30 protein-coding genes and 2 tRNA genes are annotated in these 25,577 nt (G+C 71.4%); 14 read left to right on the forward strand and 18 right to left on the reverse strand.

Going from position 1 to position 25,577, the window contains the following annotated elements:
* Positions 1 to 274: 274 nt before the first annotated feature.
* Positions 275 to 3,670 carry an alpha-L-arabinofuranosidase C-terminal domain-containing protein gene (locus AB0K28_RS48595; RefSeq protein ID WP_364384622.1) on the forward strand — a complete coding sequence of 1,132 codons (3,396 nt, stop codon included), beginning with the start codon at positions 275 to 277 and terminating at the stop codon, positions 3,668 to 3,670.
* Between the two features lie 43 nt (positions 3,671 to 3,713).
* Here AB0K28_RS48595 and AB0K28_RS48600 read toward each other — a convergent pair whose 3' ends face one another.
* The gene (locus tag AB0K28_RS48600; protein WP_364384624.1) at positions 3,714 to 4,460 is read right to left on the reverse strand and encodes a metallophosphoesterase; all 747 of its coding nucleotides are present in this window, start codon (positions 4,458 to 4,460) and stop codon (positions 3,714 to 3,716) included.
* A 156-nt stretch (positions 4,461 to 4,616) separates the two neighbouring features.
* Here AB0K28_RS48600 and AB0K28_RS48605 point away from each other — a divergent pair, with 156 nt between their 5' ends.
* Positions 4,617 to 4,820 (forward strand): DUF4236 domain-containing protein, encoded by a 204-nt coding sequence (locus AB0K28_RS48605; RefSeq protein ID WP_364384626.1) that lies wholly within the window; start codon positions 4,617 to 4,619, stop codon positions 4,818 to 4,820.
* Between the two features lie 79 nt (positions 4,821 to 4,899).
* Here the strand turns inward: AB0K28_RS48605 and AB0K28_RS48610 are convergent, their stop codons facing one another.
* Positions 4,900 to 5,841: a WYL domain-containing protein gene (locus tag AB0K28_RS48610; RefSeq protein WP_345387884.1), complete on the reverse strand. Its 942-nt coding sequence runs from the start codon at positions 5,839 to 5,841 to the stop codon at positions 4,900 to 4,902.
* A gap of 90 nt (positions 5,842 to 5,931) precedes the next feature.
* Here AB0K28_RS48610 and AB0K28_RS48615 point away from each other — a divergent pair, with 90 nt between their 5' ends.
* Positions 5,932 to 6,330 (forward strand): VOC family protein, encoded by a 399-nt coding sequence (locus AB0K28_RS48615; RefSeq protein WP_345387886.1) that lies wholly within the window; start codon positions 5,932 to 5,934, stop codon positions 6,328 to 6,330.
* Between the two features lie 58 nt (positions 6,331 to 6,388).
* Here the strand turns inward: AB0K28_RS48615 and AB0K28_RS48620 are convergent.
* Positions 6,389 to 6,461 (reverse strand) — tRNA-Ala (locus AB0K28_RS48620).
* 74 nt (positions 6,462 to 6,535) lie between these two features.
* On the opposite strand from AB0K28_RS48620, the gene sigJ reads away from it, so the two are divergent.
* Positions 6,536 to 7,429: an RNA polymerase sigma factor SigJ gene (sigJ, locus tag AB0K28_RS48625; RefSeq protein ID WP_345387888.1), complete on the forward strand. Its 894-nt coding sequence runs from the start codon at positions 6,536 to 6,538 to the stop codon at positions 7,427 to 7,429.
* 4 nt (positions 7,430 to 7,433) lie between these two features.
* Here sigJ and AB0K28_RS48630 read toward each other — a convergent pair whose 3' ends face one another.
* The 8 genes from AB0K28_RS48630 to AB0K28_RS48665 form a co-directional block, all read right to left on the reverse strand.
* Positions 7,434 to 7,967, reverse strand: a complete 534-nt coding sequence (locus AB0K28_RS48630; RefSeq protein WP_364384630.1) for a hypothetical protein — start codon at positions 7,965 to 7,967, stop codon at positions 7,434 to 7,436.
* Positions 7,964 to 8,185, reverse strand: coding sequence for a helix-turn-helix domain-containing protein (locus AB0K28_RS48635; RefSeq protein ID WP_345387892.1), 222 nt, complete (start codon positions 8,183 to 8,185; stop codon positions 7,964 to 7,966). Before AB0K28_RS48635 ends, AB0K28_RS48630 begins: the two co-directional genes overlap by 4 nt.
* A gap of 32 nt (positions 8,186 to 8,217) precedes the next feature.
* Positions 8,218 to 8,949, reverse strand: coding sequence for a metal-dependent hydrolase (locus AB0K28_RS48640; protein ID WP_364384633.1), 732 nt, complete (start codon positions 8,947 to 8,949; stop codon positions 8,218 to 8,220).
* Positions 8,950 to 9,044: 95 nt separating this feature from the next.
* On the reverse strand, positions 9,045 to 10,286 hold the full coding sequence (locus tag AB0K28_RS48645) for an MFS transporter (RefSeq protein WP_364384636.1): 1,242 nt from the start codon (positions 10,284 to 10,286) through the stop codon (positions 9,045 to 9,047).
* 124 nt (positions 10,287 to 10,410) lie between these two features.
* On the reverse strand, positions 10,411 to 11,016 hold the full coding sequence (locus tag AB0K28_RS48650; protein ID WP_364384639.1) for an SRPBCC family protein: 606 nt from the start codon (positions 11,014 to 11,016) through the stop codon (positions 10,411 to 10,413).
* Between the two features lie 31 nt (positions 11,017 to 11,047).
* Positions 11,048 to 11,425, reverse strand: a complete 378-nt coding sequence (locus AB0K28_RS48655; protein ID WP_364384642.1) for a hypothetical protein — start codon at positions 11,423 to 11,425, stop codon at positions 11,048 to 11,050.
* Positions 11,422 to 11,784 (reverse strand): hypothetical protein, encoded by a 363-nt coding sequence (locus AB0K28_RS48660; protein WP_345387902.1) that lies wholly within the window; start codon positions 11,782 to 11,784, stop codon positions 11,422 to 11,424. The genes AB0K28_RS48655 and AB0K28_RS48660 overlap by 4 nt, the downstream gene beginning before the upstream one ends.
* 132 nt (positions 11,785 to 11,916) lie before the next feature.
* Positions 11,917 to 12,624 (reverse strand): TetR/AcrR family transcriptional regulator C-terminal domain-containing protein, encoded by a 708-nt coding sequence (locus tag AB0K28_RS48665; protein WP_364384646.1) that lies wholly within the window; start codon positions 12,622 to 12,624, stop codon positions 11,917 to 11,919.
* A gap of 35 nt (positions 12,625 to 12,659) precedes the next feature.
* Here AB0K28_RS48665 and AB0K28_RS48670 point away from each other — a divergent pair, with 35 nt between their 5' ends.
* Complete coding sequence (locus AB0K28_RS48670) at positions 12,660 to 14,009, forward strand: DHA2 family efflux MFS transporter permease subunit (RefSeq protein ID WP_364384720.1); 1,350 nt, start codon at positions 12,660 to 12,662, stop codon at positions 14,007 to 14,009.
* Positions 13,979 to 14,473, forward strand: coding sequence for a DUF523 domain-containing protein (locus AB0K28_RS48675; RefSeq protein WP_364384649.1), 495 nt, complete (start codon positions 13,979 to 13,981; stop codon positions 14,471 to 14,473). The genes AB0K28_RS48670 and AB0K28_RS48675 overlap by 31 nt, the downstream gene beginning before the upstream one ends.
* Before the next feature lie 44 nt (positions 14,474 to 14,517).
* Here AB0K28_RS48675 and AB0K28_RS48680 read toward each other — a convergent pair whose 3' ends face one another.
* Together AB0K28_RS48680 and AB0K28_RS48685 are read right to left on the reverse strand one after the other, a co-directional pair.
* Positions 14,518 to 14,901: a hypothetical protein gene (locus AB0K28_RS48680; protein WP_345387908.1), complete on the reverse strand. Its 384-nt coding sequence runs from the start codon at positions 14,899 to 14,901 to the stop codon at positions 14,518 to 14,520.
* Between the two features lie 41 nt (positions 14,902 to 14,942).
* A complete protein-coding gene (locus AB0K28_RS48685; protein ID WP_345387910.1) occupies positions 14,943 to 15,539 on the reverse strand; it encodes a helix-turn-helix domain-containing protein in 597 nt (198 codons plus the stop codon).
* 253 nt (positions 15,540 to 15,792) lie between these two features.
* On the opposite strand from AB0K28_RS48685, the gene AB0K28_RS48690 reads away from it, so the two are divergent.
* The 4 genes from AB0K28_RS48690 (at position 15,793) to AB0K28_RS48705 (ending at position 20,588) form a co-directional block, all read left to right on the forward strand.
* Positions 15,793 to 17,163, forward strand: coding sequence for a Dyp-type peroxidase (locus AB0K28_RS48690; protein ID WP_364384653.1), 1,371 nt, complete (start codon positions 15,793 to 15,795; stop codon positions 17,161 to 17,163).
* 101 nt (positions 17,164 to 17,264) lie between these two features.
* On the forward strand, positions 17,265 to 17,954 hold the full coding sequence (locus AB0K28_RS48695; protein WP_364384656.1) for a GAP family protein: 690 nt from the start codon (positions 17,265 to 17,267) through the stop codon (positions 17,952 to 17,954).
* A 63-nt stretch (positions 17,955 to 18,017) separates the two neighbouring features.
* The gene (gene nhaA / locus AB0K28_RS48700) at positions 18,018 to 19,814 is read left to right on the forward strand and encodes a Na+/H+ antiporter NhaA (RefSeq protein ID WP_364384723.1); all 1,797 of its coding nucleotides are present in this window, start codon (positions 18,018 to 18,020) and stop codon (positions 19,812 to 19,814) included.
* A 42-nt stretch (positions 19,815 to 19,856) separates the two neighbouring features.
* Entirely contained in the window at positions 19,857 to 20,588 is a 732-nt protein-coding gene (locus tag AB0K28_RS48705) for a hypothetical protein (RefSeq protein ID WP_364384659.1), read from the forward strand.
* 21 nt (positions 20,589 to 20,609) lie between these two features.
* On the opposite strand, the gene AB0K28_RS48710 is transcribed toward AB0K28_RS48705, so the two are convergent.
* On the reverse strand, positions 20,610 to 21,374 hold the full coding sequence (locus AB0K28_RS48710) for an NAD(P)H-binding protein (protein WP_364384662.1): 765 nt from the start codon (positions 21,372 to 21,374) through the stop codon (positions 20,610 to 20,612).
* A 94-nt stretch (positions 21,375 to 21,468) separates the two neighbouring features.
* On the opposite strand from AB0K28_RS48710, the gene AB0K28_RS48715 reads away from it, so the two are divergent.
* A complete protein-coding gene (locus AB0K28_RS48715; RefSeq protein WP_364384665.1) occupies positions 21,469 to 21,801 on the forward strand; it encodes a hypothetical protein in 333 nt (110 codons plus the stop codon).
* A 4-nt stretch (positions 21,802 to 21,805) separates the two neighbouring features.
* On the opposite strand, the gene AB0K28_RS48720 is transcribed toward AB0K28_RS48715, so the two are convergent.
* Positions 21,806 to 22,258, reverse strand: coding sequence for a hypothetical protein (locus tag AB0K28_RS48720; RefSeq protein ID WP_364384668.1), 453 nt, complete (start codon positions 22,256 to 22,258; stop codon positions 21,806 to 21,808).
* A 45-nt stretch (positions 22,259 to 22,303) separates the two neighbouring features.
* Here AB0K28_RS48720 and AB0K28_RS48725 point away from each other — a divergent pair, with 45 nt between their 5' ends.
* From AB0K28_RS48725 to AB0K28_RS48735, 3 genes are all read left to right on the forward strand, one after another.
* Positions 22,304 to 23,281: a YafY family protein gene (locus AB0K28_RS48725; protein ID WP_345387925.1), complete on the forward strand. Its 978-nt coding sequence runs from the start codon at positions 22,304 to 22,306 to the stop codon at positions 23,279 to 23,281.
* A 111-nt stretch (positions 23,282 to 23,392) separates the two neighbouring features.
* Positions 23,393 to 23,746, forward strand: a complete 354-nt coding sequence (locus tag AB0K28_RS48730; protein WP_364384671.1) for an SPW repeat protein — start codon at positions 23,393 to 23,395, stop codon at positions 23,744 to 23,746.
* Between the two features lie 158 nt (positions 23,747 to 23,904).
* Positions 23,905 to 24,075, forward strand: coding sequence for a hypothetical protein (locus AB0K28_RS48735; protein ID WP_364384674.1), 171 nt, complete (start codon positions 23,905 to 23,907; stop codon positions 24,073 to 24,075).
* 28 nt (positions 24,076 to 24,103) lie between these two features.
* Here AB0K28_RS48735 and AB0K28_RS48740 read toward each other — a convergent pair.
* The 3 genes from AB0K28_RS48740 to rsfS form a co-directional block, all read right to left on the reverse strand.
* A tRNA-Ala gene (locus AB0K28_RS48740) sits at positions 24,104 to 24,176 on the reverse strand.
* Positions 24,177 to 24,433: 257 nt separating this feature from the next.
* Entirely contained in the window at positions 24,434 to 25,063 is a 630-nt protein-coding gene (locus AB0K28_RS48745) for a histidine phosphatase family protein (protein WP_364384677.1), read from the reverse strand.
* A 46-nt stretch (positions 25,064 to 25,109) separates the two neighbouring features.
* Positions 25,110 to 25,505: a ribosome silencing factor gene (gene rsfS, locus AB0K28_RS48750; protein WP_345387932.1), complete on the reverse strand. Its 396-nt coding sequence runs from the start codon at positions 25,503 to 25,505 to the stop codon at positions 25,110 to 25,112.
* Between the last annotated feature and the right edge of the window lie 72 nt (positions 25,506 to 25,577).

Raw genomic sequence — 25,577 nt, forward strand, 5'->3', positions numbered from 1 at the left:
CAAGACCGGCACCCTCTACGACGAGGCAACCGCCTGGTCGCGTCACACCGAGTCGCTTGCTGCTTGACAACTAAAGCTCCTGGGATGTCTTTCCTGGCTTGGCCCCGACTGTGAACGCTCACAATCCCTTCCGTCAAGGGCTCGCCGGATTACGGTCGGGTTACACAGCCGCCTCTTGACGCCCCTGGTCGGACGTCCCTAACGTGGCGCTGATCGCGCTTGTTAACGCTCACTTCTGTGTTAACGCTAACAACTCGTGAGGAGCCCCCCGCTCATGTCGCGCATCATCCTGTCGGCCCTGCTCGTGGCCGCTTCCCTGGTGGCGCCCGCCCGCGCGCCCACAGAACCCGCCCCCTTACCCGGCGGCGCCGTCGTGGACGAGTTCGACGGCACCACGCTCGGCCCCGACTGGAGCGTGCTGTCCCCCGACGACTCCCGCTGGAGCCTGTCCGGCGGCGCCCTGCACCTCGGCACCTCCACCGGCGACACCCACCAGGCCACCAACAACGCGCGCAACCTCTTCCTCGTGGACGTCCCCGACGGCGACTTCGAGGTGGTGACGCGGCTCAGCGCCCCCGTGGCGCTCGACTACCAGAGCGCGGGCCTGCTGGCCTGGCAGGACTGGGACAACTACGTCCGCGCCGGGCTCGCCCACGTCGGCTTCGAAGGCGGCCCGGTCATCGAGACGGCCACCGAGGCCGGCGCCGCCTTCACCTCCGCCTTCTCGGCCCGGCCCGGCTCCACCGCCGAGGTGCTCAAGCTGGCGCGCACCGGCGACGAGTTCGTCTCCTCCTACTGGGACGGCGCCGCCTGGGTGGAGGCGTCCAGGATGACCGCCAGGCTCGCGGTCGGGCAGGTCGGGCTGTTCGGGCTCTCGGCCCAGAACGGCACCTCCATGCGGGTGGACTTCGACTACTTCGCGATCAAGGCGGCTCCCGGCCGGGCGGTGGTGCCCGAGGGGACGTTCACGCTGCGGGCGGCGGAGCGGCCGTACCTGACGGCCGAGCGCTCGGGCGCGGTGCGCGCCTCGGCGTCGGCGGGCATGACGAGCCTGGCCTTCACCGCCGAGCCGAGCGGCGACGGCGTCAGGCTCAAGGACGTGGCCGGCGGGAAGTACCTGGAGGCGGCGGCCAAGGTGCGCCTGTCCGCCCAGGGCTCGATCTTCAAGCTCACCGACGCGGGCGGCGGCAAGGTCACGCTCACCTCGGGCGATCGGGCCGTCGCCGTCAGCGGCGGCGCGCTCGTCATGGGCACGCCGCCCGCCAGGTTCCGCGTCGAGGGGTACACCACGGGCGACCTGACCGTGGACACCCGGGCCAAGGGCACGAAGGTCAGCCCCGACCTGTACGGCGTCTTCTACGAGGACATCAACCACGCCGCCGACGGCGGCCTGTACGCCGAGCTGGTGCAGAACCGCTCGTTCGAGTTCAACGCGACCGACGAGCCCACCTACACGGGACTGACCGCCTGGACCAAGGCCGAGCGCGGCGCGACCGCCGCCCTGGCCGTCACCGGCGACCGCCCGCTCAACGCGAACAACCGCAACTACCTGCGCCTCGACGTGACCGGGACGGGCACGGCCGGCGTGCGCAACGCCGGCTTCAACCGGGGCCTGCCGCTGCGCGAGGGCGAGCGCTACGACCTGTCGCTGTGGGCCAGGCGCAGGGAGCCGGGCACGCTCACGGTCACCGCCGAGGACGGCACGACGATGCTGGGCCGGGCCACCGTGCGGGTGAAGGCGGGCGGCTGGGCCAGGTACCGGGCGTCGTTCACCGCCTCCGCCACGACCGACGCGGGGCGGCTCGTCGTGCAGGCGCCCGCCGGGCGGACCGACCTCGACATGGTGTCGCTGTTCCCGCGTGAGACGTACAAGGGGCACGGGATGCGGGCCGACCTGGCGAAACTGATCGCCGACCTCGAACCGCGGTTCCTGCGCTTCCCCGGCGGCTGCGTGACGAACGTCGGCACCTACGACCCGTACGCGGAGACCGGCGACCGGCGCCGCATCTACCAGTGGAAGGAGACGATCGGCCCGGTCGAGGAGCGGCCCACCAACTTCAACTTCTGGGGCTACAACCAGAGCTACGGCCTCGGCTACTACGAGTACTTCCAGTTCGCCGAGGACATCGGCGCGAAGGCGCTGCCGGTGCTGTCGGTCGGCGTCAACGGCTGCGGCGAGAACCGGCCGCTCACCGACGAGGCCGAGCTGGCCCGCTGGGTGCAGGACACGCTCGACCTCATCGAGTTCGCCAACGGCCCCGCCACCTCCCCCTGGGGGAAGAAGCGGGCCGAGATGGGGCATCCGAAGCCGTTCGGGCTGGAGTACATCGGGCTCGGCAACGAGGAGATCTACGAGGAGTTCTTCACCAACTACCCGAAGTTCGCCGCCGCGATCAGGGCGAAGCATCCCGACATCACGATCATCAGCAACTCGGGGCAGACCTCGCAGGGCGCCTGGTTCGACCGGATGTGGCAGTTCGCCCGCGACCAGAAGGCCGACCTCGTCGACGAGCACTACTACAACAACCCCGACTGGTTCCTCGCCAACAACCACCGCTACGACTCCTACGACCGCGAGGGGCCGCAGGTGTTCGTGGGCGAGTACGCCTCCCGGGGCAACACCTTCTACAACGCGCTGAGCGAGGCGTCGTACCTGACGGGCATCGAGCGCAACTCCGACGTGGTGAAGCTGGCGTCGTACGCGCCGCTGCTGGCCAACGTCGACTACGTGGACTGGTCGCCCGACCTCATCTGGTTCGACAACGACCAGGCGTACGGCTCGCCCAGCTACCACGTGCAGCGCCTGTTCGCCACGAACGCCGGCGACCGGGTCGTGCCCAGCAGGTTCGAGGGCGAGCCGCGGCCGGTCGAGGACATCAGGGGCGCTGTCGGGCTGGGCGCGTGGAACACCGCGGTCCGCTACGACGACGTCAAGGTCACCGCGGCCGACGGCACCGTGCTGCTGGCGGACGACTTCTCGGCCGGCGCCGGCCGCTGGTCGCCGGGGCTCGGCACGTGGGCGGTGCAGGACGGCGCGTACGTCCAGACCGCGCAGGTCGAGGACGCCAGGTCCACGGCGGGCTCGGCCGACTGGTCGAACTACACGATCGAGGTGACGGCACGCAAGACGGCCGGCGCCGAGGGCTTCCTGATCATGTTCGGGGTCCGCGACAGCGGCAACTACTACTGGTGGAACGTCGGCGGCTGGAACAACACCCAGTCCGCCGTCGAGAAGGCGGTCAACGGCGGCAAGTCGTCCATCGCCACCTCCTCCACCACCGTCGAGACCGGCCGCGACCACCGGCTGAAGGTGCAGGTCAGCGGGCGCACGATCACGACCTGGCTGGACGGCGAGAAGGTCGACGAGTTCGTCGACGCCTCCCGGGTGGAGCCGCTCTACCAGGTGGTCTCCAGGGACGGGAAGTCGATCACGCTCAAGGTCGTCAACGCGCAGGACAGTGCCGTACGCGGGAGCGTGGACCTCGGCTCGGCACGGCTCCGCCCGTCGGCCACCGTGACGACGCTGACCGGGTCGCCCTCCGACGTCAACTCCCTGTCCGACCCCGACCGCATCTCGCCGCGGCGGCAGCGGGTGACCGGCTTCTCCTCGGCCTTCACCTACGACTTCCCGGCGTACTCGGTGACGTTCATCGAGCTCACCGAACCGTGACCGTGCGGAGACGGGCCCCCTGGGCCCGGGGGCCCGTCTCCGCTCACGGCACGACGCGGTAGTGCGTGGTCATCCTGGCGCCGTCGAACACGTGGAAGGCGATCAGCGGCGGCGGAGCGTAGTCGATGGCCTCGGCGAAGCTGACGCCGCCCTCCCAGGGCAGCTTCAGCGTGGACACCACGCCGCCGCCCACCAGCAGCGGCCGGCCCGCGAACGTGGTGGCGGCGGCCGTGTGCGCGTGGCCCACCAGCACGGCGGGCACGTTCGGATGCTCGGCGAGCAGCGCTTCGAGGCGTTCCGTCCGGTGCATTCTGATGCCGTCGATGCCAGGGCCGTGCAGCATGACCGGCGGGTGGTGGAAAGCCACGAACACCGGCAGCCCGCCGCTGCCCGCCAGCACCCCCGCGAGCCAGTCGAGCGTCTCGTCCTCCAGGTGGCCGGCGGCCTCGCCGGGGATGGAGGAGTCGCACATCGCGTAGATCGCGTTCGGGGTCCGCAGCACCTGGTTGACCGGCCGGTCATCGGCCGGCCGGCCCAGCAGGACGCGGCGGAATTCGGCGCGCACGTCGTGGTTGCCGGGCCCGATCAGGACGGGGTGGCGGGAGGTGAGCAGCTTGGCGGCGCTCTCGTACTCCTCGGCCGTGCCGTGGTCGGCGATGTCGCCGGTGACGAGCACGGCGTCGAGGTCGGCGGGCAGCGCGTCGAGGTAACGCATGACCGCCGCCGTACGGGTGACGGTCTCGGCCGTGGCGCCGATGTGGACGTCACTCAGATGCCCGATCACGATCATGTCGGTAGCCCCTTCCCTAGGTCCTGCTCCTAACGTAGACCGAGCCCGTCGACGGGCTCAGAGCCACTTCCGCGTGCGTACGCCCGACCAGTCCGGGAACCCGGCCGCCGTTCCGGACGTTCTTCCGACTGAGCGCATGACGGTGGAGGAGGGACAGTGGGCTCGCACTACAACAAGTCGGTCAAAGTGGGTCCGTTCCGGATCAACCTTTCGCGGCACGGCATCGGCCACAGCTTCGGCGGACGCCGCTTCCACGTCTCGACCACCCCCGACGGCCGCCGTCACGTGTCGGTGCGCCTGCCCGGCGGCTTCCACCTCGGCAAGACGTTCGGCGGCCGGCGCCGCCACCACCCCTACTGACCCTCGGCGGTCCTCGTGACCGCTTGTCATAGAAACGGGCCGGAGGCTTATACCTCCGGCCCGCCCTTTTTCTCACCGGTCAGGGGGCGTAGCCGGCGACGAGTTCGGCGCCGATGCGGGCCAGCTCCGTCCTGACCTCCTCGGGCTCCACCACCTCGGCCCGCGCGCCCCACCCGGCGAGCTGCTCGGCGAGCGTCACGGCCATCGGGGCCGCCACCCGCACCCTGGCCCGCCCGTCCTCCTCCTCGCCGACGACCTCGCAGTGCCGCCCGAACCTGTCCCGCAGGATCGGGACGAACCGCGCCGCGATGAGCACGGTGGCCGCGACCGTCGAGCGCCGCCGTTCCATCTCCTCGACGACCTCCTGCCAGGCGGCTCCCGCCTCGAAGTCATCGGGCCGCTCGAACTCCTCCTCCGTCGGCTCGGCCCCGGTGATCCGGTCCACCCGGAAGGTCCGCCGCCCGCGCTCTGTGCCGGCCAGCAGGTACCAGACGCCGTCCTTGTCCACCAGCCCGTACGGATCGACCAGCCGCTCGCTGCGCCCGTCCCGCCCTTCGTACGCCAGCCTGACCCGGCGCCGCCGCACGGTGGCGTCCCGCAGCACCCGCACCGCGTCGGGCGGCTCCTTCCCGGTCGCGCCCCAGCCGGCGGGATCGACCACGACCGCGCTCGCCGCCGCCGCCGCGCCCTCCCTGAACGTCGCGGGCAGCGCCCGCAGCAGCTTGCGCAGCGCCGAGCGCACCTCGGGCGTCGCGGGCGCGGCGGGCCCGGCGAGCAGGAACAGCGCCTGCGCCTCCGAGGAGGACAACCCGCTCAGGTCGGTACGCGCACCGCCCAGCAGCCGCCACCCGCCGCCCCGCCCCGCCTGCGGATAGACGGGGACGCCCGCCGCCGACAGCGCCTCCAGGTCGCGGCGCGCGGTGGCCACCGACACCTCCAGCTCCTCGGCCAGCTCCGCCGCGGTCACCCTGCCGCGCGCCTGCATGAGCAGCAGCGCGGCCACCAGTCGATCAGCTCGCATGTCACCGATTCTCTCCGGAAAAGTAGTCAGAAGATGAGCACTTTTCCGGAGCATCCTGGTCTTCGTACCAGCAACCGGAAGGACACCGACATGCTCCGCGGATTCGCCACCTTGACGTTCTGGGCCGCCGACCACGAGGCCGCGCAGGCGTGGTACACCGAGTTCCTCGGCGTCGAGCCGTACTACCGCCGCCCCGGATACGTCGAGTTCCGCCTGGGCGACTACCAGCACGAGTTCGGCATCATCGACGGCCGCTACGCCCCGCCCGGCACGACCGGGCAGCCGGCGGGCGCCATCATGTACTGGCACGTGGACGACCTGGAGGCCACGGTGGAGCGGCTGCTCAGCATGGGCGCCAAGGAGCACCAGCCGATCAGGGAGCAGGGCGACGGCTCGGGCTTCGTCACGGCGTCGGTGGTGGACCCGTTCGGCAACGTGCTCGGCGTCATGCGCAACCCGCACTACCTGGCCGTGCTCGACGGCCGCTGAGCAGCCCCTGGAAACGCGAAACGCCCCGCCATCAGGCGGGGCGCTGCTCGACATCCTGTGGAGCTATGGGGATTCGAACCCCAGACCTCCTCCATGCCATGGAGGCGCGCTACCAACTGCGCCATAGCCCCTTGCGATCAACAAGTGTAACGGAGGTTCGGAGCCCTCGTGTCACGTCGCGGCTCTGTGGTACGTCTTAGGGTTCATGCCGACCTTCGAGGAGCACCGCAGTCTGCTGACCGCCGTCGCCTACCGCATCCTGGGCAGCGTGACCGACGCGGAAGACGTCGTCCAGGAGGCGTGGCTGCGCTGGTCGGGGGCCGATCGCGCGGACGTCGCCGACCCCAAGGCCTATCTCGTCAGGGTGACCTCGCGGCTGGCCATCGACCGGCTGCGGCAGCTGAAGGCGCGGCGGGAGTCGTACGTCGGGCCGTGGCTGCCCGAGCCGATCTCCACCGGGCCCGACGTCGCCGAGCACGCCGCGCTGGCCGACTCCGTCGAGCTGGCGCTGCTGGTCGTGCTGGAGACGCTGACGCCGCTGGAGCGGGCCGTGTTCGTGCTGCGGGAGGCGTTCGACCTGCCGTTCGCGGAGATCGGGGAGATCGTCGGACGCAACGAGCCGGCCGTCAGGCAGCTCGCCAGGCGGGCGCGTGAGCGCGTACGCGAGCGGCGGCCGCGCTTCGACGTGGACCGCGACGAGCGCCGCCGGATCACCGAGCGGTTCTTCGGCGCGGCGGCGGAAGGCGACCTCGACGGGCTGATCACGCTGCTGTCCGACAAGGTGCAGCTGGTCAGCGACGGCGGCGGCAAGGCCAGGGCGGCGCTGCGCGCCATCACCGGCTCCGCGAACGTCGGCCGCTTCCTCGCCTCCATCACCACGCAGGAGAACATCGCCAAGTTCATGGCCTCGATCGGCCTGCCGGACGTGCCGGACTGGTCGTTCACCATGGACACGATCAACGGCGCCCCCGGCATCGTCATGTCGGCCGGCGACCGGGTCGTCGGCGTCCTGTCCCTCGTGATCGTGGACGGCCGCGTCGAGACGATCTACTTGATGGCCAACCCCGAGAAGATCGCCCACCTCCACCCCACCGCCTGATCGGTCAGGCGGCGTGGCGGGTCGGGATGGCGGCCTCGCGGACCACTGCGGACACGTTCACGCCTGACGCGCGCAGCATCCGTTCCGCGCCGTTGGCGGCGTCGGCGAGCAGGCCCCACAGGAGGCGTTCGCCGGTCACCGGGCCGGGGCGGGACGCCGCCACCTCCACGACCTTCCTGGCGTGCATGGTGAGCGGCAGCTCGCCGAGCGGCCCGTACAGGGTGACGCGGAGCGGGCGCAGGCGGGAGCGGCGCAACGACCACCGCCGGGGGTCGGCGGCACCGGCGCGGGTGCGGCGGTGCACCTCGTCGAGGTCGATGCCCAGCGTGGCGAGCAGCGCGCGGGGGTCGGGCAGCGCGGCGTGCCGGCGTACGTCGGCGGGGGCGGCGGTGAAGTGCTCCAGCCGGAACGGCCGCACCTCCGCGAGCCCGAGCAGGAGCGGCCCGGTGTCGAGCGCGGGCAGTCCCGCGTCCAGCGCGTGGATCCCGCCCGCGACCACGGCCGCACGGGCACCCTCGGTGAACCTGGCGAACATCATCGGCTTCTCCCCGTCCTGCGTGCGTGCTTGCGGTGCGCCGACTGCCGCCGGACTCCCAGCGCGTCGGCGATCTGCTCCCAGGACCAGCCCTGCGCGCGGGCGGTGGACACGTGGACCGCCTCCAGCTCCTCCAGCAGCGCCCTGAGCGCGGCCACGGCCCGCAGCCCGTCATGGGGGTCGCGTCCTGCGGCCGTCTCGGCCAGTTCCTTGACGTCCATGGTGTCAGCATGTGCTGACACGAGGCCGTCTGTCAACACATGCTGACAGTCGTCCTCATGGTGAGCGCCGCGTCGTCCAGCGTGAGCGCGACCGAGACGCGGCCCAGCTCCGACGTACGGGTGAGGTGGGTGCCGCCGCACGGGATCGACGCCTCACCTTCCGGCAGCGAGCAGTGCCACGTGCGCCGGGCGGTCAGCTCGGGCCCCGGCACCTCCACGCGTACGGGCGCGTCGGCGGCCACCCACCCCGCCAGCAGCTCGTTCACCTGCGCGGCGACCTGCGCGGGGTCGAGGTCCTCGGCGGAGAAGCCCTTCTTGCGCAGGGACTTGCCGAGCCGGTAGACGTCCACGCTGCCGTGGGGCTCGATGCGGGAGGAGGTGATCGCGGCCTGGTCGAAGTCGGGACTGCCGAGCGAGTCCGGCCGCGCCTCCTTGCGCCACCGATCGGCCAGCACGGCGTTGAGCGCGAGCGCGGCGAGGTGGCAGGCGGTGTGGCCGGCGGACAGCGCCGTACGGTGCTCGCGATCCACCGAGAGGTCCACCTCCTCGCCCACGGGCAGCGGCGACTCGGTGACGTGGACCACCAGCCACTCCCACCCCTCGGCGCCCCGCCGCACGGGGATGGCGGGACCCAGCAGGATCTCGCCGGAATCGTCGACCGCCCCCGTCACGCAGTCGAGCACCGGCAGGCCGCCGAGCGTGCCCCGGTCGGCCGGCTGGTCGGGCCAAGTGTGATCGAGGGGATGGAAAGGGGTCTCGGACACGACGAGACCGTGCCTGCCCCCCTCAACCGGCACGGTCCCGACGATCTGTGAGCGGCCGCTGGTCAGGCCGCTGGGAAAGGTGACGACAGTGGATTTCACCCGGTCATTCTGGCAGCGTCGCGCTCGTCCTCCAGATAGCGGGCGCGGCCGGCGTACAGGCCGGTGAGGAGCTGGACGACGAGGACGACGAAGATCATCCCGAACGGCAGCGACCAGCCCCCGGTCGTCTCCCGCAGCACGCCGACCAGCAGCGGCCCCGCGCCGGCGATGAGGTAGCCGGCGCTCTGGCCGAAGGCCGACAGGGCGGCCGTGCTCTCCGGCGTACGGGTGCGCAGCCCCAGCATCATCAGCGCCAGCGGGAAGGAGCCCATGCCCACGGCCACGAACACCACCCACACCATGGCCGTCGAGGCCGGCGCGAACCACAGGCCGAGGAAGCCGACCGTGTAGAACGCGACGAGCCCGACGACGGGCGGCCGCTGGTCGCGGAAGCGCGAGGCGACCATGGGGACGACGATCGAGACGGGGATGTTCAGCGCGGTGAAGACGCCGAGGATCAGCCCCGCCTCGGGGGTGGTGTAGCCGTTGTCGGTCAGCATGGCGGCGAGCCAGCCGAACATGATGTAGGCGATCATCGACTGGGTGCCGAAGTAGATGGCGATCATCCAGGCGAGCCTGCTGCGGAGCAGGGTGCGGATGCCCGCGTCCCGGCTCCCGGTGTCCCGCTCCGGCTCACTGCGCAGCAGCGCTAGCCACGGAATGGCGGCGACGAGCGCCAGGGCCGCCCAGACGCCGAGCGCGACGTGCCAGTCCCCCGCCGCGCGCTCGATCGGCACGGTCGCGGCGGCGGCGAGCATCGTGCCGACCGCCAGGGCCGTGGTGTAGACGGTGGTCATGATCCCGGTACGCGCCGGGAAGTGCCGCTTGATCAGCGTCGGGATGAGCACGTTGCCGACCGCGCCACCGGACAGCGCGACCGCGCTGCTCACCAGGAACACGGGGGCGGAGCCGACCAGCGACCTGACCAGCAGCCCGGCGCCGAGCGTGATGAGGGCGAGCAGCAGCAGCCGGTGCTCGCCGATCCGCCTGGCCAGCGTCGGGGTGATCGCGCCGACGCTGGCGAAGGCCAGCACGGGCAGGGTGGTCAGCAGGCCGGTGCCGACGCTGGACATGCCGAGCCCGGCGGCGAGCTGGTCGAGCAGCGGGCCGACGCTGGTGACCCCGGTGCGCAGGTTGAGTGCGGCTAGGACGATCCCCAGGACGAGGAGCCAGGCGAGGCGGGTGTTGCTGCCACGGGACTCTTGTGCGAGCACGGTCATGCTGGGGAGGTCCTCCATTCATCAAATCATGGGACGAATGACCACCCTAACAGGAGTGAAATGTCGCTTTATTCCTGGCAGCGGAGAACCCCCGGACAGGTCCGGGGGTTCTCCGCGCTTTCGGGGTACCGCGCCTGACCGGTCAGAGCACCGGCCTGGGCGGCATCGCGGGGGGCTCGTTCGGGGGAATCGGGCCGGGAGGAGGCAGGGTGCCTCCGGGCTCCTGGCCGCCGCCGCCGATCGTGCCGGGGGGAACGGGCTGGCCACTGCCGCCGTACGTGGAGCCCTCCTGATGCGGCCCCGGGACGTCGCCGCGCCAGGCGCCGGTCTCGCCGCCGCGCGACTCGATGAACGTCTTGAACCGCTTGAGGTCGCCGACCACGCGCATCCTGACGAGCTGCAGCCAGTCGCCGGCCGTCTCGATGAACCCCTCGGGGTCGTACTCCATCTGGAGGGTGACCCTGGTGGTGTTCTCGTCGATGCGATGGAAGGTCACCACGCCGGCGTGGTGGGGGCGCTCGACGCTGCGCCAGGCGACGCGCTCGTCCGGGTGCTGCTCGGTGATCTCGGCCTCGAACTCGCGCCGGACACCGGCGATGTCGGCCACCCAGGCCGTACGCGTGTCACTGAGCTGTTTGACCGATTCCACACCCTCCATGAACTCGGGGAAGCTTTCGAACTGCGTCCACTGGTCGTACGCGACGCGTACGGGGACCCTGACGTCTTCGGAGTGTTCGATCGTGCTCATGGGATCAGCCACTGCCCAGGCACGTCCGGCGTTAACGCCGGCGCCACAGCCAGAAGAGGCCGACGAGGGGCAGCACGAGGGGGATGAACAGGTAACCCTTGCCGTACGCGGACCACACGGTTTCGTCGGGGAAGGCGGCCGGGTCGAGCACGCTGAGCGTGCCGATGACGAGCACCCCGGCCAGCTCGATGCCGAGCGAGACGAACGCCAGCCGGCGGGCGCCGCGCCACAGCGCGACGGTGAGCAGGATGTAGACCGCCGCCGCGAACGCCGACAGGCTGTACGCCAGCGGCGCCTCGCCGAACCTGGTGGCGATCTGCACGCCCGCCCGCGCCCCTGCCGCCAGCGCGAACAACCCGTAGACGGCGATCAGCGCACGCCCAGGCCCGGTGCCGATCGAGCCGGTCACGCCACGCCCTGCCAGATCTGCAGCAGCCTGGCCGTCATCACCGCGATCGCGAACCCGGCCACGGCCAGGATCGCCGAGCCCCACCTGCTGCGCTCGGCCAGCGCGAGGAACACCGCGGCGGGCGGGATCAGCACCTCGCCGCCGACGTAGCCGAACAGCGTGGCCTTGTCGCCGGGCCCCGCGCCGCCCGCCACCCCGGCGATCACGAACCCGGCCTGCACCAGCACCGCCACCTCCAGCAGGGCGAAGCCGACCAGCAGCACCATGCCCATCGGACGGTTGCGGATCGCGACGATCAGGCTCATCAGCATCAGCAGCAGCGAGCCGGAGATGACGATCGTGGAGACGGTGGTGTTCATCGGGGGTAAGGCTATCGCCCAGGGGCCCCGCCCCCGCTGACGACCGGCCTCGTGACGTCGTCGCCGACGCCCGGCCTCACCGGCCTTCCGACGCCCCCACCGGCCTTCCGGCGCCGCCGCCGACGACCCGCCTCACCGGTCTTCCGGCGAGGGCCGGTCGCGCAGGTGCGCCTCGATGCCGTCGAGCACCCAGCCGAGCCCGCGCTCGAAGTTGTCGTCGGCTCCCTGCACGCCCTGCTCGATCATCGGCCCCAGCAGGGGGAACTCACCTCCCGCGATCAGCTCCCTGACGTGCGGCTCGGCCGGCGCGGCCCGCTCGGCCTCGCTGATGCCCGCCTCACGCGACGCCGCGCGCTCCATCGCCTGCCTGATCACGAAGCCGGTCATGTAGTCGTTGAACGCCGCGAGGATCCGCCAGGCCGTCAGCCGGTCGACGCCCAGCTTGCCGATGGCCGCCAGCTTCTGCTCGACGTGCCGCAGCCCGTTGGGGCCGACCGCGACGCGCTGCGAGATGAGATCGACCCGCCAGGGGTGGCGGCGGACGAGGTCGCGTTCGAGGCGGGCGAGCAGCAGCAGCGCCTCGCGCCAGTCGTCAGGGAGCGGCTCTGCGGCGTGCGCCTCGGCGGCGATCTCGTCGGCCATCAGCGCGAGGAGGTCCTCCTTGCGCTCGATGTGGGAGTACAGCGTCATCGTGCGGGCGCCGAGCTCGGCGGCCACGCGCCTGATGGAGACCGCGTCCAGTCCTTCGGCGTCGGCGAGCGCGATGGCGGCGGCCACGATCGCCTCCCTGGTCAGCGCCGGGCGGCGGGGCGGTGCGGGCTTCGACCATGGAGACGTCACGGGACACAGCGTACGAGGGTGATACGGTGTACGACATGCGATACGCCGTACGAACTCCCCTCTGGGCCACCGGCACCGCCGTCCTGCTCGGCGTGATCATGACGATGCTCGACACCACGATCGTCAACGTCGCGCTCGGCACCCTGGCCCGCGACTTCGGCTCTTCCCTGTCCGAGATCCAGTGGACGGTCACCGGTTACCTGCTGGCGCTGTCCATGACGGTGCCGGTCACCGGCTGGGCGACCGGGAGGTTCGGCGCGCGCCGCGTCTGGCTGACCGCTCTGGTGCTGTTCGTGGCCGGGTCCGCGCTCAGCGCCGCCGCCTGGTCGGTCTGGAGCCTGGTCGCCTTCCGCGCCGTCCAGGGGATCGGCGGCGGCCTGCTCATGCCGGTCGGCCAGGCGATGCTGGCACAGGCGGCGGGCAAGGAGCGCATGGGCCGGGCGATGGCCGCGCTGTCCGTGCCGGCGATGCTGGCGCCGGTGCTCGGGCCGCCGCTCGGGGGCGTGATCGTGGAGGGGCTCGGCTGGCGGTGGCTGTTCCTGATCAACGTGCCGATCTGCGCGCTCGCGCTGGTGGCCGCGCTCGTCCTGCTGCCCGGCGGTCCCGGCGAGCGTCCGCAGCCGCTCGACGTGGCCGGGCTCGCGCTGCTCTCCCCCGGGCTCGCGGCCGTCGTCTACGGGCTGTCGGAGCAGGGCGGCGCCGCGCTCTTCGTGCTGCTCGCCGGAGTGGTGCTGGTGGCGGCGTTCACGGTACGGGCGCTGCGCCGCCAGGGGACGCTGCTCGACCTGCGGCTGTTCGGCGACAGGACGTTCACCGCGGCGGTCGGCGCGCTGGTCTGCTACTCGGCCGCGCTGTTCGGGTTCACCGTGCTCGTGCCGCTGCACGCCCAGCTCGCCGCCGGGGGCAGCGCGCTGGACGCGGGCCTGCTGCTCGCGCCCATGGGCGTCGGGGCGGCGATCACGATGCCGCTGGCGGGCCGGCTCACCGACAGCAAGGGGGCGCGCGGCGTCGGCGCGGCAGGGGTGGTCGTCGCGGTGGCCGGCATCGCGGCGTTCACGCTGCTCGGCGGCGGTCTCGCGCCGATGTTCCTGCTGGGGCTCGGGCACGGGCTGGTGTCCACGTCGGTGATGGCGGCGGCGTTCACGACGCTGGAGCGGGCCGCGATCCCGGCGGCGACCACGCTGAGCACCATCGCCGTACGCCTGGCCGCGCCGTTCGGCGTCGCCGTGCTGACCGTGCTGCTGCAGGCGTTCACCCGGGCGGGCGTGGCGCAGCCGTTCACGTACGCGTTCTGGGTGGTGGCGGCCCTGACCGCGGTCTCGCTGGTGCCGATCGCGCTCATAGGATCGAAGGCGTGGAGAGAATCCTCGTCAGCGCCTGCCTGATGGGCCGCAGGGTGCGCTACGACGGCGGCGCCAAGACCAGCTCCGACGCGCTGCTCGCCGGGTGGCGGGAGGAGGGGCGGCTGGTGCCGTTCTGCCCCGAGGTGGCGGGCGGGCTGCCCGTCCCGCGTCCGGCGGCCGAGATCGAGGGCGGTCTGGGCGGCGCCGCCGTGCTCGACGGCACGGCCCGCGTGCTCGCGACCGACGGCGCCGACGTGACCGCGGCGTTCGTGGCGGGCGCGCGGGGCGCGCTCGCGGTCGCGCGCTCCCAGCAGGTCCGCATGGCGGTGCTCAAGGAGGGCAGCCCCTCCTGCGGGGTCCTCACCGTCTACGACGGCTCCTTCTCCGGACGTCGCGCACCGGGCCAGGGCGTCACGACGGCCCTGCTGGAGTCACACGGCATCCGCGTCTTCGCGGAGGACCAGGTGGCCGAGGCCGCCGACTACCTGCGCACCCTGGAGGCGTGACCGGACCGCATCCGAGGCCGGCGGCCGGCGCGCCCTCTCGCCGGTCATCCGCGCACGCGGGAGGCGTAGAAGGCGGCCGCCAGGCCGGCGGTCAGCGCGGCGGCCATCACGCCGTGATACCAGAGCAGCACCACGGTCGTCCCGCCGCCCGGGCTCAGGGTCGTCGCCGCGATACCGAGCAGCACGCCGCCCAGCGCGGCCGCGTGCCCGTAGAGGAGGCCGTCCCAGGCCCACGCCCGGCGGGCCGCCGCGCCGTACGCGCCGATGGCGACGGCCACGGCGCACAACGTCTCGACGACGACGGCGGGCGCGATCACCGGCTCACGGAGCGGGCCGATCCCGACCCCGGCGTGCGCCAGCGCGAACGTCAGGAAGACGAGCGCGTACACCGCCGAAGAACCGGCGAGCACCCGGCGGAGCAGATCCATGCGCCCCACACTCCCACCCGGCTGCCCCGCGGTCATCGTCCCTAGGGAGACGGCTCCGCTACGCCGTGCGGTGTAGGCAGCAGCCGCCTCACCAGCCGGATCACCTCGTCGATCGTCGCCGCGGCGTCGTCGTCGGTCTCGCACGCGGCCACCTCTCGGCCCGCCTCGCCCATCATCGTGGTCAGCAGCACCACCAGCACGTGGCTCTCCCGCGTGTCCGCGAGGCCGAGCACCCGCTTGTTGCCGCCGATCCAGCCCCACCCGCGCTGCCGGCGCAGCGTGGTGAACTCCGCGGGCCCGTCGCTCTCCAGGAAGAGCCTCGCCACCTCGCGCTGCTCCCACGTCCCTTCGAGATAGGCGCGGGCGCCCGCGAGAAAACGTTCTGAGGCGCCGTCGGCAGCCTTGGCCGCCCGCGCGGTGCGTTCCTCCTGCCCGCGCGTGAACTGCTCCCACAACGCCAGGAACAAACCGGGCTTACCGCCGAAATGGTGATAAAGACTGCCGACGCTGATGCCCGACGCCGCCACGATGTCGGCCACCGTGGCGTCGGCGTACCCCTTGGCCAGGAAGACGTCGCGAGCCGCGCGTAACAGCGTGTCGCGCGTGGCTCCGGAACGGCTCCACTGCCGGCTCTTCATGGCCGCCTCCGGGCGCTCCGCGACGCATCGATTTTCACCGTCACCACCCTAAAGGAGCCCTGAATGGGCATTCCCCGTTTCCGCCCAACGGGAAATCCAGCAATCCCGTTGGCGCCGAAACCTTCGCGGGCGTTCGCGAGTCGAAGAGGTGGGACGCGTTGAAAGGTGAGAGATTCTTGCGAACCTTTCTCCCTCAACGCGTAGGGGGTCCGATTTTTCACATAATCGGGAAACGGGGAAAGGGACACGCACGATGCCTGTCGACCTGACCAACGAACGACCTCTCGCCTGGGACTCGGCCGCGCTCGACGCCGACACCAAGGCGATGCTCGACAATCTGCAACCGAACATCCTGCGCGCCCACGTACGCGAGCACCTGTCCGTACTGTTCGTCCGGTTCAACGACGTGGCCGAGGGCCGGGCGTTCCTGCGCCGCCTCGCCACCACGAAGATGAAGTCGGCCCGTCAGCACCTGCAGGAGATCCGCGACTTCGGGGCAGGACGAGGGCCTGGCACCCCTTACGTCGGGGTCGGCATCAGCAAGGCCGGCTACCGCGACCTCGGCCATTCCGTCGAGGACGTCCGCACGTTCGACGACCCGGTCTTCCGCGACGGCATGAAACGCCGCACCGCCGAAGTCAACGACCCGCCCGTCGAGGAGTGGGAGCGCACCTACCAGCGGGAGATCCACGCCGTCATCCTCATCGGCGACGCCGAGGGCGGGCCCGTCGACCGGCTGCGCGAGGAGATACTCGGCGACCTGCCCGAGAGCGCCAGGCTGCTGGGCGAGGAGCGCGGCCAGGGCATGCGCAACCCGGCGGGCGACGGCATCGAGCACTTCGGCTACGTCGACGGGCGCAGCCAGCCGCTGTTCGTCAAGGACGAGGTGGACAAGGAGCCGAAGAAGCACTGGGACCCGGCGTTCCCGCTGTCCAACGTCCTGGTGCCGGACCCCTTCGCCCCGAACCCCAAGCGCCACCACGGCAGCTACCTGGTCTTCAGGAAGCTGGAGCAGAACGTACGGGCGTTCAAGGAGATCGAGCGCGACCTCGCCGACAGCCTCGGCCTGAAGGGCGCCGACCGCGAGCGGGCGGGCGCCATGCTCGTCGGCCGCTTCAAGGACGGCACCCCGCTGACGCTCAAGTCGAGGCCGGCCGGCGGCCCCGTCGCCAACGACTTCACCTTCGACGCCGACGACGGCTCCAAGTGCCCGTTCTCCGGGCACGTCAGGAAGACCAACCCGCGCTCGTTCGGCCGTGAGGTGGTCATGGCGCGGCGCGGGCAGACGTACGGCGAGCGTGCCGACGACCCGTGGGACGACTCCCCGCCGGAGGAGCGCCCGAGCGGCGAGGTGGGCCTGCTGTTCATGGCGTTCAACGCCAGCCTCCTCGGCCAGTTCGAGTTCATGCAGCAGACCTGGGCGAACAACCCCGACTTCGAGATGCCGGCCACCGGGCACGACCCGGTCATCGGTCAGGGTGACCGCGACATCAAGGTGCGCTTCCCCAAGGTGTGGGGCAAGCCGGAGATGTCGGTCCCGCAGCTTCAGGTGCCACAGACGGTCACCATGAAGGGCGGCGAGTACTTCTTCGCCCCCTCCCTGGCCTACCTGCGGAATCTCTGACGTCAGCGGCCCTCCTCCGGCGGCATGAGCACAAGGATGTACGCCGGGTTCACTCCGCCGGAGGAGGCAGGCCGGGGGGCGCGTTCCGCACACTTGTCCCCATGACCATCGCACTGCTGCTCACCCTCGCGGCCCTGGCGGTGATCGACAGCACGAGCTTCGGCACCCTCGGCATCCCCGTCTTCCTGCTGCTGACCACCGACCGCGACCGGGGCCGCCGGCTGCTGATCTACCTGGCCACCGTGGCCGGCTTCTACTTCCTGGTCGGCGTGGCGCTCATGCTGGGCGCGAGCGCCTTCATGGAGGCGTTCGGCGACGCGCTGCAGAGCAGGACCGCCTACATCGTGCAGCTCGCGGCCGGCGTCGGGCTGTTCGCGCTCAGCTTCAGGTTCGACCCGAAGCGGCGGGCCAGGCGGGGCCGGCCCGAGCGCGCGTTCGTCCCCAGGACGGGCGGGCCGCGCACGATGGTGCTGCTCGGGCTGACGGCCGGGGCCCTGGAGGTGGCCACGATGGTGCCGTACCTCGCGGCGGTCGGGATGATGACGAGCGCCGGGCTGGCGGCCGGGCAGTGGCTGCCGGTGCTGGGGGCGTACGTGCTGGTGATGATCGTGCCCGCGCTGGCGCTCATGGCGCTGCGCGCGGCGGCGGGCGGCTGGCTGGAGCCCAAGCTGGAACGGCTGCGCGCCTGGCTCGCCAAGCACTCCGCGTCGATGGTGGGCTGGGCGCTGGCGATCATCGGGTTCCTGCTCGCCCGCGACGCCGCCTTCTCCCTGTTCTTCCAGCCCTCCTAGCCCCAGGGGGCGCGCTTCACCTGCTGCTCGGGCCCGCCTAGGATCGGGCTTCGGGGGGTGAAGATGCTGCGGGCGTTCTTCCGTACGGAAGCGGGCGGCACCACCGTGCTGCTCGTCGCCACGGTGGTGGCCCTGCTGTGGGCCAACTCCCCCTGGGGCGACAGCTACGAGGCGTTCTGGCACATCAACACCGGCCTGTCGTTCGGCGACGCCCACTTCATGCTCGACCTGCGCCACTGGGTCAACGACGGCCTCATGGCCGTCTTCTTCTTCCTCATCGGCCTCGAGGTCTCCTACGAGGTGCGGCTCGGGCAGCTCAGAGACCGGCGGCTGCTCGCGGTGCCGGCGGTGGCGGCGTTCGGCGGCATGCTCGTCCCCGCCGCCGTCTACCTGGCGCTCAACTTCGGCGGGCCCGGCGCGTCCGGCTGGGGCGTGCCGATCGCCACCGACACCGCGTTCGTGCTGGGCGTGCTGGCCGTGGTCGGGGCCCGGTGTCCCGAGCCGCTGCGCGCCTTCCTGCTGACGCTGGCCATCGTCGACGACGTGCTCGCGATCATGATCATCGCGATCTTCTACACCGACTCCCTGGCCCTGCCCGCCCTGCTCACCGCCGTGGTGCTGCTCGCGGCCATCCTCACACTGCGGTGGCTGAAGATCTGGCGGGCGCCGGCGTACATCGTGCTGGGGTTCGCGCTGTGGGTGGCCACGCTGGAGAGCGGCATCCACCCCACGCTGGTCGGCATCGCGCTCGGCATCCTCGTCTTCGTCTACGCCCCCACCGACCACAAGCTGCTGCTGGCCGGCGAGGCCGTCCAGGGGTTCACCAGCTCGCCCACCGCCGAGGCCGCCAGAGAGGCCACGCGGCGGGTCCAGCGGGCCGTGTCGGTGAACGAGCGGCTGCAGCTGCGCCTGCACCCCTGGAGCAGCTACGTCATCGTGCCGATCTTCGCGCTGGCCAACGCCGGGGTGCGGCTCGACGGCGAGACCCTGAGCGCGGCCATGACCTCGCCGATCGCGATCGGCGTGGCGCTGGGGCTGGTGCTCGGCAAGTTCGTCGGCATCGCGCTCGGCACCTGGCTGCCCCTACGCCTCAAATGGGGCGTCCTGCCCGGCAACCTCGTGTGGGGCCAGCTGCTCGGCGGGGCCGCGGTGTCCGGCATCGGGTTCACCGTCTCGCTGTTCATCGTGGACCTCGCCTTCGACGACTCCGCCCTGCACGACCAGGCGAAGATCGGCATCCTGGCCGGGTCGCTGCTGTCGGCCGTCCTGGGCTGGGTGATCTTCCGCCTCGCGTGGGACCGCGGCGGCGTGTGCGCGCCGCCCGACGCCGAGCCGTCAGAAGACCTCCCCAAGACGCTCGCCGTGCCCGTGGGGCCCGCCGACCACGTGCGCGGGCCCGCCAAAGCCAAGATCACGATCGTCGAGTACGGCGACTTCGAATGCCCCTACTGCGGCCGCCTCCAGCCCATCCTTGAGGAGGTCCGCAGGAGCAACCCCGACGTGCGGGTGGTCTTCCGCCACTTCCCGATCCGCACCCTGCACCCGCGCGCCGCCCCAGCCGCCATCGTCGCCGAGGCCGCCGCCGACCAGGGCCGCTTCTGGGAGATGCACGACATCCTCTACGCCAATCAGCGCTTCCTCACCGACGCCGACCTGGAGCACTACGCCGCCCAGCTCGACGTCGACCCCTGGACCGACGTGCCGCGCCACGTCGCCAGGATCGCCGTGGACGAGGAGTCGGGGCAGGCGAGCGGGGCGCGCGGCACGCCCACGCTCTTCCTGAACGGCGTGCGCTACGAAGGCGGCCACGACCTCGACTCGCTCACACGTGCGGTGGAAGATCTCCGCGAGTCCGCGTAGCGTCGTCGAGTCACTTTCGTCCCCTTTTGGAGATCTCACCGGATGACCATGCTGACCGTCATCATCAACATCGCGAATCTGCTCCTCATGGTCATCGTTCTGGGTGGTGGCATCGTCATGATGGCGATGCGCAGGAAGGATCACGGGCGAGGGGCCGGCCTCGGCATCGCCGGGTGCGTCGCGCTCCTCATCGGAGCCGTCGTCCTGACCGCCATCCAGTTCTCCGTCACCACGCTGGTCACCGAAATGGGGAGAACGGCGTACGAGATCATCTTGCCGCTGGGCAACCTGCTCGTGATCATGCTCCAGGTGACCGGCACGGCCCTGCTGGTCTTCGGCGTGGTCGCCCGCCGCACCCCGCAGCCCGCCGCCACCGGCCCCCAGCCCTGGCCCACCCAGCCCGGCCAGCACCAGCAGCCGGGCCACCACCCGGAATGGCAGCCCACCCACCCCGGCCAGCAGCCCGCCTGGCAGCCCCAGCCCGGCCAGCAGGGCCCGAGGCCGTCCGAACCCGGCGCGCAGGCGCCTTGGCAGCCCGAGTCCGGCCAGCAGGCGCCTTGGCAGCCCGAGTCCGGCCGGCAGGGGTCGTGGCCGTCCGAGCCGGGCCCGCAGGGGCAGCCTGGTCAGCCTGGTCAGGCTGGTCAGCCGCAGAATGGTCAGCCGCAGCCCGGTTGGTCGCCGCAGCAACCCGGACCCGGCCAGCAGCCCGGCGGATCGTCCCCTCAGCAGGGCTGGCAGCCACCGGCCCAGGGCTACCAGCAGCCCCCGTCCTGAGCAGCGCCTGGGGCGGTCGTTTCAGGGGCGTGGGTGCGCGCCGAGGTAGTCGTCCCAGGTGATCGTGCCTCTGGGGTGTGCCTCCGTGGTGAGGTGGCCGGCGCGGAAGGCGCGCCCCGAGGCGCCGGGCAGTCGTAGGCGGAGCACCGGCCGCCGCAGTCCCCGCGCCCGCTGCCACCGCCGTACGGCATCCTCCATGGTGAGCACCTCGGGCCCGCCGTACTCCTCGATCGTGCCGCCGGGCCCGCGAGCGACGAGCGCGAGGAGGCGCCCGGCCACGTCCCGGACGTCCACGGACTGCATGGGGACGCCCGGGTCGACGACCATGAAACCGAACCCGGCCATCCCCTTCAGCCCGGCCGCCACGAACTCGTGGAACTGGGTGGCCCGCAGGATGGTCCACGGCACGCCATCGTCACGGACAAGCCGCTCAGCCCTCACCTTCGTCCGGAAATATCCCCACGGCACCCGATCCACGCCCACGATCGAGACGTAGACCAGATGCCGCACCCCGGCCGCCCGAGCCGCCCGCAGCAGCGCCGCCGTGCCGTCGAGCTCCACCCGCCGGGTATACCTGCCCTTATAGGGGGCCGACGCCAGATGCAGCACCACGTCGGCCCCCGAAACGGCCTCGGCCACGCCGGCCCCGGTGGTCAGATCCGCCACCACCCACCGCACGTCCCCGGCCGCGGCCCTGGGCACCCGGCTGGCGGCCCGCACGTCGTACCCCGCCCCGACCAGCTTCTCCAGCACGACCCGGCCGAGCCGCCCGCTGCCTCCGGTCACCAGAACAGTTTCCATGCAGGCTGGACGACGCAGCCGGGAGAAGTGTGACAATGTGGGCGTAAATCCCTACTGCGCACGATCGTCTGAGGGGATCATGACGCGAGAGCAACCCGGCCCGCACGAGCCCGACCCCAACCAGACGATCAGGCACCGCTTCCCGCATCCGGCCCCACCTCCGCAGGGCCCACCGGAGTCGCCCTACACGCAGCGCCTCCCGTACACCCCCGACATGCTCCCCGACGTCCCCCTCTACGAGACCAAGCCGCCCAGGTCCGCCTGGTGGTGGGTGATCGTGGCGGGCGGGCTCGTCCTGCTGATCGCCGCCGTGGCCGTCGCCGTCGTCCTGTGGATCCGCAGCAACGCCGACACCACGACAGGAGCCCTCCCCCACCCGGCCGCCGCGCAGACCGTCACGGGAGCCGCGTAGTCGGTCACGCCCGGCTGAAGTCCATGGTCCAGTTCGTCTCCCACGTACGCCCGCCGTCCCCCGAGAACGCCTGCTCCCACCGGGCCGCGCCGGCGCCCGGCACCGTCCAGACGAACCTGCACCGCACCCGCCGCCCCGCCACGCTCTCCTCACCGTGGAACTCCCCACGATCCCCCTCGAACCCGCCCACCATGGCCGAGGTGTCCAACCGGCCGGTGACGCTGTTCGCCCAATAGATGGCCCACTGCCCGGCCCGCTCGTCGTACACCCGCACGGTCATCCCGCTGAACCCCTTGGTCGGGAACACGATCTCATCCACACTGGCCGCGCCGTCGAAGTGCCGCGTCGCCACCGTGAAGCCGGGGAACTCCTCCCATTCGTCGCTTCCCGACAGAGGCTTGATGAGGCGGCGGCTGGTGACGTTCCAGCGGCCGGCGAAGAAGTCGAAGTCGTTCATGCGGAGCACGGTATGCCCGGGTCACTGACAGGTAATGTCAGTGATGTGCGCGCCTCCCGCCTCGTGTCCATCCTCCTGCTGCTGCAGACGCGCGGCCGGATGACCGCGCAGGAGCTGGCCGACCGGCTGGAGGTGTCCGTACGCACGATCTACCGCGACGTCGAGTCCCTCCACGCGGCGGGCATCCCGTTGTACGGCGACGCCGGCCCCAAGGGCGGATATCAACTCCTCGACGGCTACCGCACCCGCCTGACCGGCCTGACGGCCGACGAGGCCGAGTCCCTGTTCCTCGCCGGCCTGCCTGGCCCGGCCGCTGAGCTGGGCCTCGGGGCGGTGGTGACGGCCGCACAGCTCAAGCTGATGGCCGCGCTGCCGGTCGAGTTGCGCGACCGCGCCGGACGCATCCAGGAGCGCTTCCACCTCGACGCTCCCACCTGGTACCGCGACCGGGAGCCGGTGACCCATCTGCCGGCCGTGGCCGACGCCGTCTGGAACGAGCATCCGATCCAGGTGCGCTACCGGCGCTGGCGGGCACCGCAGGAGGTGGAGCGGCGGCTGGAGCCGTACGGGCTGGTCGTCAAGGCCGGGCGGTGGTACCTGGTGGCGCGGGCGGGCGAGCACGTACGCACGTACCGCGTCTCGCAGATCCTCGACCTGCATCCGCTGCCCGGTACGTTCACCCGGCCTCCGGAGTTCGACCTGGCGGCGTACTGGCAGGGCTACCTCGCCGAGTTCGAGGCCCGGCTGCGCTGGGGCGAGGCGGTCGTACGCCTGTCACCGCGCGGCCTGGAGCGCCTGGCCGACCTGATGACGCCGGGCGTGGTGGCGGCGGCAGGGGAGAGCGCGTCGCCGCCCGACGAGGAGGGCTGGACGCGGGTGACGGTGCCGATCGAGTCGATCGAGCACGCCGTGGGCGAGTTCCTGCGTCTGGGCATCGACGCGGAAGTGCTGTCACCGCCCGAGTTACGCGACCGCCTGGCCGAGACGACGTACGAACTGTCCGCCCGCTACAACCCGCCCTGACGCGTGCGCGATGTCACACTTCCGGACGGAATCCCGGCGCGGCATCCCAGGTTGCACCGATCGACTGACCAAAAGGCCAGCCGAGCCCATACGCCCTTGGCGGAGGTTCTCATGAAGGCATGGTCACGCTGGCAGGACTGGGTCACCCTGGTCGCCGGCATCTACGCGGCACTCTCCCCGATCTGGGTCGACGGCGCGTCGGGCGCCGCCGCCGCACTGATCGTCCTGGGGGTGCTCACCGCGCTCACCTCGCTCGTGTCGCTGGCGAGACCGGGCATCGTGGCGACGGAATGGCTCAACGCCCTCTGGGGTGTGCTGCTGTTCGTCGCTCCGTGGGCCGTCACGTACACCGAGGCTCTGGGGGCGACCGTGACGTCCTGGATCGTCGGAGTCGTCACCCTGGTCCTCAGCCTCACCGCCATACCTGCGAGCCGCGCCGCACATCGTCAGGCAATCCAGCACTAACCGCTCATCCAACGGCCGGGCCCCGCGCCCGGCCGTTGGCATGACATCCACAGAACGACCCGGACAACAGCTCCCCATCCACAGAACCCGCGGAACGTGCGCCTCCACCTGCCGCGCCGGCTCACCCGCAAGCCGATGCCCCGGCCACGTGGGTCGTCGTGACCCTCCTGGAGATCGTCCTCGCCCCGCTGTGGTGGCTCACCCCGCCGGCCCTCACCATGGGCCTGCACGAGCCGCTGCCGGCGACGCGGAAGGCCCTCGTCGTGGAGCCGATCCTGGTCCCCCTGCGCCTGTCGCAGGGCCTGACCGTATACGAAAAGGGCCGCTGAAAACTCAGCGGCCCTGACGCGAAAAGGGTGGAGCTATGGGGATTCGAACCCCAGACCTCCTCCATGCCATGGAGGCGCGCTACCAACTGCGCCATAGCCCCTGGTCACCGCTCCGAGTCCACCCGTTGCGGCGCTCCGAGAGCATATAGCCATCCGCCCCCATTCACCTAATCGCCACCCACCCCGCCCCCGCACCCAACCACACACCAACCCAGGCCGGACATCCACCATGAACCGGCAGCCAGGCATCGACCGGCGACCCGGCATCGATACCCGCCCGGGCATGGTGCCGCCGGGTTCGGCCGTTACTCCGGCCGCACCCGGCGGGTCAGCCGCCCAGGGACCACTCCCAGGCGGGTCATACCTCCGCATCCGGTTTGTCGTCGCTGCGTACCGGCTCAGGCAGGGTGCCGGCGTTGTGTTCGAGCAGCCGCCACCCCCGGCGCCCTTCCTGCAGCACGGACCACGAGCAGTTCCCCAGCCCGCCCAAGGCGGGCCAGAGCTGCTCGGGCAGCCCCAGCAGCTCGCAGATGCCGAGCCGCAGGGCGGCCCCATGCGAGGCCACGACGAGCAGCCCGTCGTCGTCCAGGCGGGCCGCCCAGCGCCGCATGGCTCCGGCGACCCTGGTGGCGACGTCGGTGACGGGCTCGCCGTCAGGCGCCTCCCAGGCGGCGTACTCCTCGGGCCACCGTGCGGCGATCTCCTCCCGGGTGAGGCCTTCCCACTGGCCTCCGCCACGTTCGCGGAAGTCCTTGTCGATCGCCACGTCGAGCCCGACGATCCGGCCTAGGGCGAGCGCGGTGTCGTTGGCCCGCTGGAGGTCGGATGAGACGATCATGGTCGGCCGCAGCGAGGCCAGCAGCGAGGCAGCACGTGCGGCCTGCGCGACGCCGGTCTCGTCGAGGGGGATGTCGGAGTGGCCCTGGAAACGCTGCTCGACGTTCCACAGAGTCTGCCCGTGACGCAGACACACGATCCTTTTGCTCATGCAGATTGCTCGCAATCGACACGAGACTCCACGTTGTGTCGGTCGGTCACGCGCGCGCCCGCTGGAGGTTGGCCTGCATGACGCTCTCCGGCAGGGTGATGGCCGGGCAGTCCTTCCACAAGCGCTCAAGCGCGTAGAACGTACGGTCCTCTTCGTGTTGTACGTGCACGACGATGTCGATGTAGTCGAGCAGCACCCACCGCCCTTCACGCTCGCCTTCACGGCGTACGGGCTTGGCGTCGGCCTCGGTGCGCAGCCGCTCCTCGATCTCGTCGACGATGGCGCGGACCTGACGGTCGTTGGTGGCGGAGCAGAGCACGAAGGCGTCGGTGATGACGAGCTGTTCGCTCACGTCGTAGGCCAGGATGTCATCGGCCAGCTTGTCGGCCGCGGCCTCCGCGGCGATGCGCACGAGCTGGACGGATCTGTCAGATGCGGTCACGATGCGGGTCTGTCCTCCTGTGTCGGCAGCATGCCCTTATGTTGAGGGTACCCTTCCAGGCCGAAACCCCTC

The sequence above is a fragment of the Nonomuraea sp. NPDC049504 genome, from assembly GCF_040676845.1.
GTDB classification, from domain to species: Bacteria; Actinomycetota; Actinomycetes; order Streptosporangiales; family Streptosporangiaceae; genus Nonomuraea; species Nonomuraea salmonea.

Bases quoted from the DNA above. Each gene is read 5' to 3' on its own strand.
- AB0K28_RS48720 (WP_364384668.1), bottom strand. From the start codon at position 22,258: ATGAACGACTTCGACTTCTTCGCCGGCCGCTGGAACGTCACCAGCCGC.
- AB0K28_RS48685 (WP_345387910.1), bottom strand. From the start codon at position 15,539: ATGAAGAGCCGGCAGTGGAGCCGTTCCGGAGCCACGCGCGACACGCTG.
- AB0K28_RS48705 (WP_364384659.1), top strand. From the start codon at position 19,857: ATGACCATGCTGACCGTCATCATCAACATCGCGAATCTGCTCCTCATG.
- AB0K28_RS48635 (WP_345387892.1), bottom strand. From the start codon at position 8,185: ATGGACGTCAAGGAACTGGCCGAGACGGCCGCAGGACGCGACCCCCAT.
- AB0K28_RS48600 (WP_364384624.1), bottom strand. From the start codon at position 4,460: ATGATCGTGATCGGGCATCTGAGTGACGTCCACATCGGCGCCACGGCC.
- nhaA (WP_364384723.1), top strand. From the start codon at position 18,018: ATGCTGCGGGCGTTCTTCCGTACGGAAGCGGGCGGCACCACCGTGCTG.
- AB0K28_RS48680 (WP_345387908.1), bottom strand. From the start codon at position 14,901: ATGGATCTGCTCCGCCGGGTGCTCGCCGGTTCTTCGGCGGTGTACGCG.
- AB0K28_RS48670 (WP_364384720.1), top strand. From the start codon at position 12,660: ATGCGATACGCCGTACGAACTCCCCTCTGGGCCACCGGCACCGCCGTC.
- AB0K28_RS48630 (WP_364384630.1), bottom strand. From the start codon at position 7,967: ATGATGTTCGCCAGGTTCACCGAGGGTGCCCGTGCGGCCGTGGTCGCG.
- AB0K28_RS48715 (WP_364384665.1), top strand. From the start codon at position 21,469: ATGACGCGAGAGCAACCCGGCCCGCACGAGCCCGACCCCAACCAGACG.
- AB0K28_RS48610 (WP_345387884.1), bottom strand. From the start codon at position 5,841: ATGCGAGCTGATCGACTGGTGGCCGCGCTGCTGCTCATGCAGGCGCGC.
- AB0K28_RS48650 (WP_364384639.1), bottom strand. From the start codon at position 11,016: ATGAGCACGATCGAACACTCCGAAGACGTCAGGGTCCCCGTACGCGTC.
- AB0K28_RS48595 (WP_364384622.1), top strand. From the start codon at position 275: ATGTCGCGCATCATCCTGTCGGCCCTGCTCGTGGCCGCTTCCCTGGTG.
- AB0K28_RS48745 (WP_364384677.1), bottom strand. From the start codon at position 25,063: ATGAGCAAAAGGATCGTGTGTCTGCGTCACGGGCAGACTCTGTGGAAC.
- AB0K28_RS48690 (WP_364384653.1), top strand. From the start codon at position 15,793: ATGCCTGTCGACCTGACCAACGAACGACCTCTCGCCTGGGACTCGGCC.
- AB0K28_RS48730 (WP_364384671.1), top strand. From the start codon at position 23,393: ATGAAGGCATGGTCACGCTGGCAGGACTGGGTCACCCTGGTCGCCGGC.
- sigJ (WP_345387888.1), top strand. From the start codon at position 6,536: ATGCCGACCTTCGAGGAGCACCGCAGTCTGCTGACCGCCGTCGCCTAC.
- AB0K28_RS48660 (WP_345387902.1), bottom strand. From the start codon at position 11,784: ATGAACACCACCGTCTCCACGATCGTCATCTCCGGCTCGCTGCTGCTG.
- AB0K28_RS48615 (WP_345387886.1), top strand. From the start codon at position 5,932: ATGCTCCGCGGATTCGCCACCTTGACGTTCTGGGCCGCCGACCACGAG.
- AB0K28_RS48645 (WP_364384636.1), bottom strand. From the start codon at position 10,286: ATGGAGGACCTCCCCAGCATGACCGTGCTCGCACAAGAGTCCCGTGGC.
- AB0K28_RS48695 (WP_364384656.1), top strand. From the start codon at position 17,265: ATGACCATCGCACTGCTGCTCACCCTCGCGGCCCTGGCGGTGATCGAC.